This window comes from Pseudarthrobacter scleromae, from assembly GCF_014644515.1.
GTDB lineage: Bacteria > Actinomycetota > Actinomycetes > Actinomycetales > Micrococcaceae > Arthrobacter > Arthrobacter scleromae.
The window spans coordinates 284,100-297,553 of record NZ_BMKV01000004.1; the positions used below are offsets into that span (position 1 = coordinate 284,100).

Here is a 13,454-nt window from a genome sequence, read left to right on the forward strand (position 1 = left end):
ATGAGCTACCGCCCGGCCGCGTAGCCCTGCCCGCCCCGGGGGTTGGCCGCAGCCTTCAGCACGCCGGTCTCTGGACAGCGAACCACAGCCGACAGGCGTCCGAGGGACCAGTCCCCCGCCCGGGACACCACGTGGCCGCGCGCCTCGAGTCCGGCGATGACATCCTCCCCGATCCTGTCCTCGACAACCGCCCCGCCCGGCGTCCAGGTGCGGGGCCAGAAGGAACCCGGGATGGACGTGGTGTGGAAGGCGGGCGCGTCGATGGCCTGCTGGGGCTCATACCCGCCCACGATCGTCCGCAGCAGGTACAACAGCTGCCACTGGTCCTGCTGGTCGCCGCCCGGTGACCCGAGAGCCGCCACCGCCCGGCCGTCCCGGAGCACGAGCGTAGGCGTCAGCGTGGTGCGCGGTCGCTTGCCGGGGGTCAGCGTGGACGGGGCGCCATCCTCAAGCCACGTCATCTGCAGCCTCGAGCCCAGGCAGAAGCCCAGTTCGGGGATCGCCGGGGAGGACTGCAGCCAGCCGCCGGACGGGGTGGCTGAGACCATGTTTCCCCACCGGTCCACCACGTCGATATGGCAGGTATCGCCGCGGGTCTCCCCGGTGGGCTGCACCGTCGGCTCACCCACCCCGGCGAACGCATCTTCCCCGCGGGCAGCGAGCGACGGCGGGAGGTACTCCGTGCGCAGCGGCGGCAGGAAAGGCGTGTGGCCGGGAACCTCGCCGGGCCGGAACGCGTGCGAGGCCTTCTCCCCGATCAGCTGCCGGCGCTCCGCGGCATACTCCCTGCTCAACAGGTAGTCCAGGGGCACCGCGGCGTCGCCGTAGTACGCCTCGCGGTCCGCGATGGCCAGCTTCTGCGCCTCCAGGATGGTGTGCGCGCCGAGCTCGGTGGACGGATCCAGGTACTCGTCGTCGAACCCGTCCAGGATCGCGAGCGTCTGCAGCAGCGCCGGTCCCTGGCCCCACGGACCAGTCTTGGCGATGGTGTGGCCGCGGAACTCCAGGGTGGCGGCGGGCTCGTATCCGGCCGAAAATCCCGCGAAGTCAGCTTCCGTCATCACGCCGGCGTGGTCCGTGCCGGAGGAGTGGCGGTGCGGTGTGGCGAGGAACGCAACTGCCGCCTTGGCCACGAAACCCTCCCGTCACTCCCGCCGCGCGGCGTCGATCCGCGCTGACCGCTGCGCTGGCGTGCCGCCGTCGTCCTCCACACCCTGGCCGGCGGAAATAAGCCGCTCCAGGACGTCCGCGTAGGCCACGTTCTTCACGATGTCTCCGCCTGCCGGAACGTTCCCGTCCGGCATCCAGAGGGCGGCCGACGTCGGCCAGTGCTCTGTGAAGAGCGCTGCGACCGAGGCGATGGTTCTGGCCACGCGGTCCAGGACGGGGTGCCCGTTCCGGGCGTAGCCGATGGCGAAGGAGAGCACGTCCGCCAGGTCCCACGTGCCGTGGTCGCGGAGGAGCAGCAGCCAGGCGTCGACGGCGGCGGGCACGGCGGCGGCGAGCGCACCGGCCCCGGGCACCAGCTCCAGCCCTTCGGCCAGGTAGTGCTCCCGGGTTGCCGCCGCCGGTGCGGGTCCCTGCCCCATCAGCACAACCGGTTCCGAGGGATTGCCGGCGGTGGTGAACACGCCCGTCATGTCTCCGCCCGGGCCGTTCAGGTGGGGTTCGACGACGTGCAGGACGAACGCGCCGGCCACGGCGGCGTCGAACGCGTTCCCGCCCCGCTCCAGCACAGCCTGCGCCGAGGCCGTGGCCAGCCAGTGGGTGGAGGCCGTCATGCCGAACGTGCCCTGGAGGGTGGGCCGGGTGGTGAAGCTGCCTGCCGGTGTGTACGCCATGGAGTGCAATCCTAGGGACCCGGCGGGGACGCGGCCGTGACCGCCACGCCCGCCTCCCCGGCCGGGGTCCGCTACGGATGCACCAGGATTTTGACGGCCGTGTCCTTGTGGTTGATCAGGGTGTCAAAGCCCTGATCCACCAGGTCATCGAGCGCGATCCTCCCAGTGATGAACGGCTTGAGGTCCACCTTGCCCTCCTGCACCATCTTGATGACGGCGGGGTGGTCGCGGACGTAGGCGATGGTGCCGCGCAGATCGATTTCCTTGAGCACCAGCTTCTGCATATCGATGGTTGCGGGAGCGCCCCAGATGGCCACGTTGACCACCACTCCCCCTGGCCGGACGGCGTCGAGCATGGTGTCCAGCACGGCGTTCACGCCCGCGCACTCGAAGGCGACGTCCGCGCCGGTCCCGCCGGTGAGTTCCCGTACCCGCGCGGGGACGTCCTCCTTGCTCGGATCCAGCACATGGTCCGCCACTCCGCTGGACGTGGCCTTCTCCTTCCGGGCCTGGGTCAGTTCGCTGACGATCGTGGTCACGCCCATACCCTTGAGCACCGCGGCGGTCAGCAGCCCGATCGGCCCCGATCCGCCCACCAGCGCCGTATCGCCGGCCTTCACGCCGCTGCGCTCCACCGCATGGTGCGCCACGGACAACGGCTCGATCAGCGCCGCCTCATCCAGCGGGATGTCCCCGATGGGGTGCACCCACCGTTTGTCCACCACGATGGTTTCGCTCAGGCCTCCGCCGCCGCCGGAGAGCCCGATGAACCCCATCTGCCGGCACAGATGGTAGCTGCCGGCCTGGCACATGTCGCAGTCACCGTCCACAAAGTACGGCTCGACGACGACGTTGTCACCCACTGCCAGCCCCTCCACGCCTTCGCCGACTTCGGAGACAGTCCCGGAGAATTCGTGCCCCATGGTCACCGGCGCCTCCTCGTGGGACAGCGGGTGCGGATGGCCCGGCGCCGGGACGAAGATGGGGCCTTCCAGGTACTCGTGCAGGTCGCTGCCGCAGATGCCGCACCACGCGACGTCGATCTTTACCGCTCCAGCGCGGAGCTGCGGCTCCGGGATGTCCTCGATGCGGATGTCCTTGCGTCCATGGAAACGTGCTGCCTTCATGATGGTCTCTACCTTTCAGCGGGTGTGGTGGCTGGGCTGCAGTTCGTACACCGGCGTCTCCAGCCCTTCCATCCGGGCCTTAAGCTGCAGGGCCAGGTAGGAGGAGTAGTGCCGGCTTTGGTGCAGGTTGCCGCCGTGGATCCAGAGATTGGGAACGTTGGTTGGTTTCCACATATTGCGCAGCTCCCCCTCCCACGGACCAGGGTCTTTTGGCGTGTCTGAGCCGTATCCCCAGCACTTGCCCACCTGGTCCGCTACTTCGGGCGAGACCAGGTCAGCCAGCCACCCGTTCATTGAGCCGTAGCCGGTGGCGTAGACAATCAGGTCGGCCTCCAGCTCCGTGCCGTCCGCCATCACCACGGCGTTGCCGGTGATCTTGGAAACCTGCCCTGACTTCAGCTTCACCCGCCCGTCGATGATCAGCTGCGAGGCGCCGACGTCGATGTAGTAGCCGGAGCCGCGCCGCAGGTACTTCACGAAGAGCCCGGAGCCGTCCACGCCGAAGTCCAGATCGAACCCGGCTGCCTCCAGCTGCGAGTAGAACTCCGCGTCCCGTTCAGCCATCTGCTGGTACACCGGTACCTGGGTTTCCGGCAGGATCCGCATGGGCAGCGAGGCGAACAGGAGGTCGGCCTTCTCGGTGGTAACCCCATTGGCCAGCGCCTTCTCCGAGTACAGCCCGCCCAACGCCAGGTCCATCAGGGATTCGCTCCGGGCGATGTGGGTGGAGGAGCGCTGCACCATGGTGACGTCGGCGCCGTGCTCCCAGAGGTCCGCGCAGATATCGTGCGCCGAGTTGTTGGAGCCGATCACCACGGCCTTCTTCCCGGTCCAGTCCCCACCGCCGGGGTGCTGCGAGGAGTGCCGCTGCTCCCCGAGGAAGCTCTCGGCGCCGTCGAACGTGGGGATGCTGGGGTAGCCGGAGACGCCCAGGGCGAATACCAGCTGCTTGGGCCGGAGGGTCACAGGTTCGCCGTTGCGGAGGACGCTGACCGCCCATTCCTGCGTGCCGTCGTCGTACTCCGCGCCTACGCACTCGGTGCCGGACCAGTAGTTCAGCTCCATGATGCGGGTGTAGTGCTCCAGCCAGTCGCCGATCTTGTCCTTGGCGGCGAAGACGGGCCAGTCGTCCGGGAACTGCAGGTAGGGCAGGTGGTCGTACCAGACGGGATCGTGCAGGTGCAGGGACTTGTAGCGGTTCCGCCAGGAGTCCCCGGGCTTCTGGTTCCTCTCGATGATGATGGTGGGCACGCCCAGCCGCCGCAGCCGCGCCGCGAGGCCGATCCCGCCCTGCCCGCCGCCAATGATCACGCAGTAGGGCTGCTCTTCGTACCCGAGTTTCGCCTCCTGCTCTTCCTTGAGCTCCAGCCAGGACCGGCGCCCCCTCACGATCTCGTGCGCCACTCCCTGGTCCCGGCGGGGGCCCTTCTTTTCCTCGAAGCCCTTGAGTTCCTGCATGGTGGTGAGCAGGGTCCAGCATTTGCCGTCCCGCAGCCGCAGGTGGCCGTAGCCGCGGGCAGCGCCGGTTTCGAAAGTGATCCACGCTTCCACGGTTCCATCAACGCCCGTACTGCCCGTGGCGTCCTCGGCCAGGGCCCAGTTGGCGGGCTGGACCCGGTCAAGGGTGGCTTCCAGCATCCGCCGGATGTCCGCCTTGCCTTCGAGCGTCTTGAGGTTCCAGGTGAAGGCCACGAAGTCCCGCCAGTAGCTGTCGTCCCCGAAAAGCTCCAGCGCCGCCTCCACGTCGCGCCGCTGCAGGGCTTCATCCAGGGATTTGAGCCAGGCCTGCGCGGCGGCCTTTGGTGATTCGGTCATGTCCACTCCTTTGTGTGATGGTCCGTGGTGTTCGGGCGGCTCCGTTTCCGTCCTGCACCCTGCGATATGCTGGGCGGGCGTGAGCTGCGTCACCCCAGTGAAACGCAGCGGGGGTTACAGCAGCGTTGCATGCAGCACCGCCGGGCGAAGGCGACGGCGGTGGAAGGGAGCCATGGACCACGGCCTGAAGTTCTCGGACCCGGCGGCGTATTCGCGGGTGCTGCGCCGCGCCCATGAACTGGTGATCTCCGGCGTTCCGCGGCCCGAAATCCCGGAACTGCTGGCCAGCTCCTGGCGCCGCTCCATGGCGCTGGGCATCAGCCCTGACCAGCACAGCCCCCGCCACCTGCACGAGGTGTCCGAGGTCCTGGAACTGCGGCGGGAGCACCGGCTGCAGCAGGTCATGCCGGCGCTCAGCGAGCTGCTGGCCGATGACTCCAGCGACGGACGGCACCTCCTGGTGCTGACGGACGCCGGCGGCGAGATCCTGTGGCGGGTGGGCAGCGCCCAGGTGCTCCGGCGGGCGGACCGGCTGGAGTTCTCCGAGGGCGCGGACTGGTCCGAGGCGGGAATCGGCACCAACGCCATCAGCGAGGCTGTGGTCACCGGCCGTCCGGTGCAGCTGTTCTCCGCCGAGCACTTGGTCCGCACGCACCACGAGTGGGCCTGCACCGCGGCGCCCATCACCGATCCTTCCACCGGCAGGCTGTTGGGCGTGCTGGACGTTTCTGGGCCGTTGGAGTCCCTTACTGCGGACACGCTGCGCATGGTGCGGTGCGCGGTGAGCATGGCGGAGGCGCTGTTGAGGACGTCCGACGCCGGCACGTCCTTGGGTGCCCCTTCCCCGGGTCCTGTTTCCCGGCAGTCTTCCCGGACCGGACCCGCTGCACGGCCGACGTCGGCAGTTGAGTCTCTTGAATTGCTCGGCGACCAGCCGGCGGCGGTGTTCCGGAACGGCAGCCGGGTGCCGCTGACCCTGCGGCGGGCGGAGATCCTGGCGCTGCTGGATTCGCGGACGCAGGGCTGGAGCGCCGAAGAACTGGCCTACGAGCTCCACGGTGACGCGGGTATCGCAGCGTCCATCCGGACGGAAATGTTCCGGGTCCGGTCCCTGCTGGGCGATGCCATAGCGTCCAACCCCTACCGGCTGGATAAGGGGCTCGCCGGGCGGTCGGATGCCGGCCGGGTCCTGCGGCTGCTCCGCGGGGGCAACGTGGCTGCCGCGCTTGAGGCCTACCGCGCTCCCCTGCTCAGCCGTTCCGGAAACATGGCGGTACAGCTCCTGCGGGACCGGCTGGACCTCGCCCTGGGAGCGGCCGTCCGCGCCAGCACTGACCCTGCGCTGATCATCCGCTGGCTGTCCACGGACATGGGCTCGGCGGACATGCAGGCGGTGGACGCACTAGGGAAACTGGTGGGCAGGAACGATGCACGGTATCTGTCATTTAGCGCGGGAGCAGCAGCGGCGGAAGCAAAACTCGCCAGGGGCGGGACCTAAGGCACTTCCGCACCCGAGGGATCACGTGGGAAGTTGCAGGGGTGAGCAGGACACCCCGGCGGAGCCCCGGGCCGCGGCAACGCGACGCTGCCGGCAGCGGGACAGAGGCCAACCAGGCTGCCGTCGTCGCCATCAAGGCAGTCCACACCCTGGCGTGGTTGTCGATTGAGTCCTGCGTTGTTTATCTGCTCATCACCGGCCTGGCCGGGCGCACCGACAAGCGTGCTGGCCTGGCCGCTGCAGTGGTCACCACCGAAACCCTGGTATTCGCCGGAAACGGGTTCCGCTGCCCCCTCACCGGCCTGGCCAAGCGGTACGGCGCCGAGTCCGGCTCGGTCACAGACATCTACCTGCCCCGGTGGTTCGCCCACAACCTGCCGGCCATCCACACTCCCCTGCTGGTGCTGATGGCCTACCTCCACCTGAAAAACCTCCGCCGCCAGCGGGCATCCGGGTTCTAGCTTTCACCCTGCGGGCCGCATTTACCGGACTGCGTTGTTCGCGTTCACGCGGCCGTTGGCCCAGTAGGTGCCGGTGCCGGGGATCTTGTCGGCGCTTGATTGGACCTTCTCCCGGATGGCCTTGTTGTCCGCACCGGGGTTGACGCTCCAGGCGAGGGCGGCCGTGGCAGCCACAATCGGTGCGGACATTGAGGTGCCGTTGCCCACGTCGTAACCCATCGAGCGGTTGTTCTGTGTTCCCAGGTAGAACTTGTGGTTCGGGAAGGTGGAGTAGACGTTGACGCCGGGGGCTGCGATGTCCACCCAGCTTGCCCCGTAGGTGGAGAAGGATGCCTTGGTGTCGTTGTTGTCGGTGGCGGCGACGGCGATGACGTTGGGATATCCGGCCGGGTAGATCTTGGTCTGGTTTCCGCCGTTCCCGGCTGCAGCCACGAGCACGGCGCCCTTGTTCCACGCGTTGTTGACGGCGGTTTCGAGAGTGCGTGACGTCCGCACGCCGAGGCTCATGTTGATCACTTTCGCCCCGTTAGTGACCGACCAGTTGATCCCGTTCGCTAGGCCTGAGCTCGAACCGACGCCGCTGTCATTGAGGACTTTGCCGTCCAGGATGCTGCACCCCGGGCACACCCCGGCGACGCCGATGGTGTTACCGGCGGTGGCGGCAACAGTGCCGGACACGTGCGTGCCGTGGCCGTAATTGTCCTCGCCGGTGCTGGCACCGCTGAAGTTGGCCCGTGCCACCACCTTCGGTGCGATGTCCGGGATGTCACTGGCAACTCCCGAGTCGAGGACGGCAACCCTGACGCCGACGCCAGTGGTGCGGCCCCACGCTTCGACGGCATCCACGTCAGCGTCTGCCCTGCCCGCGCCTATAGTCAGCGTGCCGGCGGTGTTCGTGAACGACTGGCCTGTGTTGCTCAGGGCGTACTGGCGGCTGAAGTACTGGTCGTTTGACGCGGGCGTGACCACCTCGTCCGGCTCCGCGTAGTCGACGGCAGGGTTGCGGTCCAGTGCTGCGATGAGCTGAAGTTCCTTGCCGGCCGGGACCTTGATCAGGCGGGCGCCGGTGCCGCCGATTTCGGGTCCGTCGCTGAGGCCGTACCCCCGCAGAACGGCGGCCGCCGCGGCGTGGTCCCGGAACTTGACCATGATCTGCCCGGCGATGTGGGACGGTCCGGCAGCGGTACCGGGGGCTGCCAGGGTGATGCCGCCCAGCACCATCGCTGCCGCCGCGAAACTGGCCGAAACAAGTCTTTTCATTCCGCCATTTTGCGCCCCGCGGACCTGGCTGGATAGGGCCCTTTGTGGAGATGTGGACTAAGCCGAGTGGTTCCGGACAAATTACATCTCTTGTCACGCAGTTAACCACTCATTCATATTCCCCTCAGGACCTGTCCAACCGGCGTCCCTAGGTTCGAACGCATGGACAACATCTCCCGCAGATCCCTGATTTCCGCCGGCCTGGGTGCCGGGCTCGTGGCCGCCCTGCCGGGTGCCGCCGTCGCCGTTTCCACAGCGGACGACGCCGGCCTCCGCACCGATCCGTTCATGCTCGGCATAGCGTCGGGCGAACCGTGGCCGGACGGCTTCGTGATCTGGACGCGCCTCGCGCTGGACCCGCTGGCCGGGGACGGCCTCGGCGGCATGCCCGCACGTCAGGTCCCCGTGGCATGGGAAGTGGCTGAAGACGCGGGCATGCGCACCGTAGTAGCCCGCGGCGTCGAGCACGCCCGGATGGAAACCGCCCACTCCGTCCACGTGGAGCTCCAGGGCCTCAAGCCCGGCCGCGAATACTTCTACCGCTTCCGCAGCGGCCGCCACCTCAGCCAGGTAGGCCGCACGCTCACCAGCCCCGCGCCGCATGAGACGCCGGCTGCGCTGGCCATGGCGTTCGCCAGCTGCTCGCAGTACGAGCACGGGTACTTCACCGCCTACACGCGCCTGGCCGAGGACCACCCGGACCTGGTGCTGCACCTGGGCGACTACCTCTACGAGTACAAGAAGGACAGCTACGTGATCGGCGGCGGCAATCCGCGCGACCACCAGGGCCCGGAAACCACCACGCTGCAGGGCTACCGGCAGCGGCACGCGCAGTACAAGTCCGACGCCGACCTGCAGGCAGCGCACGCGGTGGCGCCTTGGCTGGTGGTGTGGGATGACCACGAGGTGGACAACAACTGGGCGGACGAAATCCCCGAAAACCGCGACGCGGGCCAGCTCAACGACACCACCGAACGGTTCCGCCAGCGTCGCGCCGCCGCGTTCCAGGCGTACTACGAGAACATGCCGCTGCGGCGATCCTCCGTGCCGGCCGGGTTCGACATGAAGATCTACCGCACCATCCAGTGGGGCCAGCTGGCCAACTTCCACATGATGGACACGCGGCAGTACCGGGACGACCAGCTCGCCGGCGACGGCTGGAAGAAGAACGTGGCCGAACGGCTCGCAGAGAACCGGACCATCACCGGCGCGGAGCAGGAGAAGTGGCTGCTGGACGGGTTCCGGAACTCCACCCAGCGGTGGGACATCCTGGGCCAGCAGGTGTTCTTCGCCGAGCGGGACCGCGCGCAGGCACTGGAGATCGACGACGTCTCCATGGACGGCTGGGACGGGTACGCCGCATCACGCCGCCGCATCACACAGGGCTGGCTGGACGCGAAGGTGCGCAACGCCGTCGTGCTCACCGGCGATGTGCACCGCAACTGGGCCAATGACCTCAAGGTGAACTACAAGGATCCTGCCTCGCCCGTGGTGGGCTCGGAGCTGGTGTGCACGTCCATAACCTCCACCGGCAACGGCACCGGTTCCACCACGGACCCCGTGATGGCGTGGAATCAGCACCTGAAGTTCTTCAACGACAATCGCGGCTACGTGAACACCAAGATCACGCGGGACGCCATGACCGCGGACTTCCGCACGCTGGACTACGTCACGACGCCGGGCGCACCGGTTTCGACGAAGGCCTCCTTCACCATCCAGGACGGGGTTCCGGGGCTGCAGGCACGGGGGTAGTCCCTGAGAAGGACGTACGCCGCCTGTGTGCAGTCAGCGTGAAGGCTTCCGCGCCGGCTGCCCGGTATGCGGATTTCGCCGGACAAGGTACCGCGCAATGAGGGCGGCAACCAGGCCGGCGAGCGTCACCAGCTGCACCTCGTCAAAGGACAGGCCGTCAATGTTCGGCTGCAGCTCCTTCCCCGTGGCCCAGCCGAACCAGACTTCGCTGACCAGGATTCCCGCCATGAAATAGGCGACCGCCGCAATGAGCCACAACCACCGCGTCAAGCCTTTGCCGACGATCCAGTGTGCGATCAGGCCGAATCCCAACGACATAACCGCGAGCAGCCCCAATCCGGCAATCCCCAGATCCCAGCTCACCACGGCCACCTCCCTGCGCCTGTGCGTGCACTATTTGAGGCTGAGCACCTCATCGATGGGGCGGCCGTTGACGAACACCTGGGCGCTCGTAGCGCCGGAGGCGGCCATGGCGGTGTACTCCAGCTGCGCCTTCGCACGTGGGATGTCGCATACACCGCCCAGCATGAACTGCCCGGCGAGGTAGATGGTGATGGTGCTGCCGGTCAACTCCCCGCCGGTGTAGCTGAGGTTGGACTGGTATAGGACGTTCACGAGCCCCGAGAGGCCGACGTCGCGGCTCTTGTTCGCGAGCAGGGTCTCGATGCTGGGACGCACCTGGTCCGTGAAGCGGACCGGCGCCGTGGTGGTGGCGACGAGGCTGTCGCCACAGCCGATCAAGGGACCGGAGACGCCGTTGTCGTCCACGGCAACGTAGTAGATGGTCAGCGGGGCCACCTGCTCCGGAAGTCCGGGCTGGGCAGGTTCCTCCGTGGGCTGCGGGCTGGCAGGGGCGGACGACGTCGGGGCCGCGGCTGTGGAGGGCGGGGCCACGGGCGGGCTGGTCGCCGCGGTGGGGCTCGCCGTCGTGGTTGGTGCGGCGGCGTTGGTGGTGGGTGCCGCCGTCGTAGTGGGGGCGGCAGTGGTGCTCGTGGGCGCCGGGGCCGGCGGGCCGAAGCAGCCTGTGAGGATGACCAGGGCGCTGAAGGTGAGAACGCTGAATGCCGAAAGCCTTGGTATGGGCCTGGTCATGATGCTCCCTTGGTGCGGACGCTTGATTCCGGCGCCTACTTTGAAGCTACGCCGGAGCTGCCCTCCGGAACAGGGACTTAGGTCCGGACACCGGGCGCCCGGATCACCAGACGGAGTCGCCCCGCAGGACGGCGTCGCTGCCGCCGTCAACGTAGATGACCTGCCCGCACAGGTGCGTGTTCTCCTCGCTGTTGAGCCACGCCAGCAGGCGTGCCACGACGATGGGCTCGGCGATGCCGTTCAGCGGCATCGGGACCACGTGCAGCAGCTGCTCCCGCCCTTCCGCGGTGGCGATGAGGTCGGCTGTCATAGGAGTGGCGATGATGCCGGGCGCTGCGGCGTTCAGCGGGATATCGGACCCAGCCCACGCCGCCGCGGCAGCCTCGCGGCGGACCCACCGGGAAAGCGCCAGCTTGGTCGAAGCATAAATCAGCCGCCCCGTAGTTGCCGGATCACTGGCCAGGACCTCGGCACGGGCCATGGCAGCTGCCTCATCCCCCTCGGTCAGCAGGTCAACGAGCTCTCCGTCGCTGGGCAGGAGGGCGGCCATCGAAGAAACGACGACGGCCCGTGGAGCCTCCGATCCCGCCAGAAGGGAGCGGAGGCCTTCAAGGGTGGCCACCGTCCCGAAGAAGTTCACTGCCACGGTGGCGGGCGCCGGGACGGCCAGGCCGGCAACGGCGTAGATGGCATCGATGGATCCGCCGCTGATCCTGCCTGCCTCCTGGACCAGGGCTGCGCGTCCTGCAGCGGTGGAAAGGTCCACCACCACCTCGGCGTCGTGGATGTCCACCCCTATGACCCGTTCGCCCCGCTGCTCGAGCAGGTCCTTCGTTGCCTTCCCGATCCCCGAGGCAGCACCGGTGAGGACAGATGTGCGGGGCATGGCGCCTTCTTTCCCTTGCTATCCAGCATCTGGCTCCACTGTGCCCGGCTGCCCGCCGTGCGGCCAGAGTCCAAGGGCCTGAGCCCGGTTGTGCAACCGGGCCCAGGCCCTCACGGCGCTTCGTCAGCGATTCCTACTGTGTGGAGCGGCTCAGCCCAGGATGAGGTTCAGGATGAACAGCAGCGGGATGGATCCGGCCCACACGGCGGTGGTGATGCCGGACCAGCCGCGGAGCGCAGCGGTGCCTTCGAGCCCGGTGAACCGGGTGACCACCCAGAAGTAGGAGTCGTTAAAGTAGCTGAGGATCATTGATCCGGCGGTGCAAGCCATGGCTGCCACCAGCGGATCGATGCCCAGCGTGCCCACCAGCGGAGCGGTGACGGAGGCGGCGGTGATCATTGCCACCGTGCCCGAGCCCTGGGCCAGCCGGACCAGGGTGGCCACCAGGAACGGCACCAGGAAGGCGGGCAGTGCCGTGGCGGCGATGGCTTCGGCCAGGGCGTCGCCCACGCCCGAGCTGCGGAGCACCTGTCCCAGGGCGCCGCCGGCACCTGTGATCAGCAGGATGAGGCCGGCTGAGGCGGCAGCCTCGGCAAACCAGCCCTGGACGCGGCTGCGCGGGGTCCACCGCGGCAGCAGGACGTATACGGCCAGCAGGACGCCGATGATCAGCGCGATCACCGGGTTGCCGATGAAAGCGAAGGGAACAACCCAGGCGGAGGGTTCGTACGTGCCGCCCACAACGCCCTGGGCATTCTGGTCGATGGCGCCCGTAACCGTGTTCAGCACGATCAGCAGCAGCGGGATTAGGAGGGGCAGGGAGGCCAGGAACGCGCCCACGCGGTGCGGCTTGGCACCCTCGGGCGGGGTGCCCAGGTCCAGCTCGGGATCGTCCGGCAGGTCCTCCTGCGCAGGGGCGGCGGCGCCGTCGTCGGTCATTGTTCCGGTGCTGCCGTGGTGGGATCCTTCAGCGGCACCCACCAGTGCGGCGCGGCCGTAGACGGCCTCGCGGACCTCCTCGGTGACGGAACTTTCGAGCTTGGGTCCCATCCATTTGGCGTAGGTCACGGCAATCGGCAGGAGCAGGACGGTGAACACCAGGCCGGTGAGGATGACTGCTCCCAGGTCCGCGCCCAGCAGGCCGGTGACGGCTAGGGGGCCGGGGGTGGGCGGGACCAGGTGGTGCGTCAGGGTCATGCCGACGCCCAGTGCCAGGGCCAGCGTCACGTAGCCGGCGCGCTTGACCCGTGCGATGGAGCGGGCCAGCGGGTTCATGATGACGTAGCCGGAGTCGCAGAAGACCGGGATGGACACCAGGGCGCCGACGGTGCCCATGGCCCAGGGCTCCCGGCCCTTGCCGAAGAGCCGCAGGAAGGCCAGGGCCAGCGCGTTGGCGGCGCCGGAGACTTCGAGGATCTTGCCGATGGCCACACCCAGGCCGATCACGATGCCGATCGAGGCAAGGGTGTTGCCGAAGCCGGTGGTGATGGCCTTGACGATGTCGAGGGGGCTTTGGCCGGCCACGAGGCCGGTCACGAGGGCGGCGATGAGCAGCGCGACGAACGCGTCGAGCCGGGTGCGAAGTACGAGCACGACGATGGTCGCGATGCCCAGTACCAGCGCAAGTAGTAGTTGTATATCCACGTTGATGTACTCCTTGGGGACAAGAGCCCGGGCGCGCTGCCCGGCTCTCCTCGAATGGCGCCAGTGCCGGTTGGAATT

10 protein-coding genes and 1 pseudogene are annotated in these 13,454 nt (G+C 68.1%); 3 read left to right on the top strand and 8 right to left on the bottom strand.

Annotated features, from left to right (window positions below; translation table 11 throughout):
- Positions 1 to 5: 5 nt before the first annotated feature.
- The 3 genes and pseudogenes from IEX33_RS12245 to IEX33_RS12255 form a co-directional block, all read right to left on the bottom strand.
- Positions 6 to 1,841, bottom strand: a pseudogene (locus IEX33_RS12245) (gamma-glutamyltransferase family protein).
- Between the two features lie 71 nt (positions 1,842 to 1,912).
- On the bottom strand, positions 1,913 to 2,968 hold the full coding sequence (locus IEX33_RS12250; RefSeq protein ID WP_188730524.1) for a 2,3-butanediol dehydrogenase: 1,056 nt from the start codon (positions 2,966 to 2,968) through the stop codon (positions 1,913 to 1,915).
- A gap of 15 nt (positions 2,969 to 2,983) precedes the next feature.
- A complete protein-coding gene (locus IEX33_RS12255; protein WP_188730526.1) occupies positions 2,984 to 4,783 on the bottom strand; it encodes an NAD(P)/FAD-dependent oxidoreductase in 1,800 nt (599 codons plus the stop codon).
- A 172-nt stretch (positions 4,784 to 4,955) separates the two neighbouring features.
- Here IEX33_RS12255 and IEX33_RS12260 point away from each other — a divergent pair, with 172 nt between their 5' ends.
- Both IEX33_RS12260 and IEX33_RS12265 read left to right on the top strand, forming a co-directional pair.
- The gene (locus tag IEX33_RS12260; RefSeq protein ID WP_188730528.1) at positions 4,956 to 6,281 is read left to right on the top strand and encodes a GAF domain-containing protein; all 1,326 of its coding nucleotides are present in this window, start codon (positions 4,956 to 4,958) and stop codon (positions 6,279 to 6,281) included.
- A gap of 41 nt (positions 6,282 to 6,322) precedes the next feature.
- Positions 6,323 to 6,742, top strand: coding sequence for a hypothetical protein (locus IEX33_RS12265; protein WP_229675356.1), 420 nt, complete (start codon positions 6,323 to 6,325; stop codon positions 6,740 to 6,742).
- 21 nt (positions 6,743 to 6,763) lie between these two features.
- Here the strand turns inward: IEX33_RS12265 and IEX33_RS12270 are convergent, their stop codons facing one another.
- A complete protein-coding gene (locus IEX33_RS12270) occupies positions 6,764 to 8,002 on the bottom strand; it encodes a S8 family serine peptidase (RefSeq protein ID WP_188730530.1) in 1,239 nt (412 codons plus the stop codon).
- 162 nt (positions 8,003 to 8,164) lie between these two features.
- Here IEX33_RS12270 and IEX33_RS12275 point away from each other — a divergent pair, with 162 nt between their 5' ends.
- Positions 8,165 to 9,754, top strand: a complete 1,590-nt coding sequence (locus IEX33_RS12275) for an alkaline phosphatase D family protein (protein ID WP_188730532.1) — start codon at positions 8,165 to 8,167, stop codon at positions 9,752 to 9,754.
- A 33-nt stretch (positions 9,755 to 9,787) separates the two neighbouring features.
- Here the strand turns inward: IEX33_RS12275 and IEX33_RS12280 are convergent, their stop codons facing one another.
- The 4 genes from IEX33_RS12280 to IEX33_RS12295 form a co-directional block, all read right to left on the bottom strand.
- Positions 9,788 to 10,117: a hypothetical protein gene (locus IEX33_RS12280; protein ID WP_229675357.1), complete on the bottom strand. Its 330-nt coding sequence runs from the start codon at positions 10,115 to 10,117 to the stop codon at positions 9,788 to 9,790.
- A gap of 30 nt (positions 10,118 to 10,147) precedes the next feature.
- Entirely contained in the window at positions 10,148 to 10,846 is a 699-nt protein-coding gene (locus tag IEX33_RS19350) for a hypothetical protein (protein WP_229675358.1), read from the bottom strand.
- 103 nt (positions 10,847 to 10,949) lie between these two features.
- On the bottom strand, positions 10,950 to 11,732 hold the full coding sequence (locus IEX33_RS12290; protein WP_188730535.1) for an SDR family oxidoreductase: 783 nt from the start codon (positions 11,730 to 11,732) through the stop codon (positions 10,950 to 10,952).
- 150 nt (positions 11,733 to 11,882) lie between these two features.
- A complete protein-coding gene (locus IEX33_RS12295; RefSeq protein ID WP_229675359.1) occupies positions 11,883 to 13,376 on the bottom strand; it encodes a GntP family permease in 1,494 nt (497 codons plus the stop codon).
- Positions 13,377 to 13,454: the final 78 nt, after the last annotated feature.

Excerpts from the sequence above, each read along its gene's own strand:
- IEX33_RS12250 (WP_188730524.1), bottom strand. The coding sequence starts at position 2,968 with ATGAAGGCAGCACGTTTCCATGGACGCAAGGACATCCGCATCGAGGAC.
- IEX33_RS12255 (WP_188730526.1), bottom strand. The coding sequence starts at position 4,783 with ATGACCGAATCACCAAAGGCCGCCGCGCAGGCCTGGCTCAAATCCCTG.
- IEX33_RS12260 (WP_188730528.1), top strand. The coding sequence starts at position 4,956 with ATGGACCACGGCCTGAAGTTCTCGGACCCGGCGGCGTATTCGCGGGTG.
- IEX33_RS12270 (WP_188730530.1), bottom strand. The coding sequence starts at position 8,002 with ATGAAAAGACTTGTTTCGGCCAGTTTCGCGGCGGCAGCGATGGTGCTG.
- IEX33_RS12275 (WP_188730532.1), top strand. The coding sequence starts at position 8,165 with ATGGACAACATCTCCCGCAGATCCCTGATTTCCGCCGGCCTGGGTGCC.
- IEX33_RS19350 (WP_229675358.1), bottom strand. The coding sequence starts at position 10,846 with ATGACCAGGCCCATACCAAGGCTTTCGGCATTCAGCGTTCTCACCTTC.
- IEX33_RS12290 (WP_188730535.1), bottom strand. The coding sequence starts at position 11,732 with ATGCCCCGCACATCTGTCCTCACCGGTGCTGCCTCGGGGATCGGGAAG.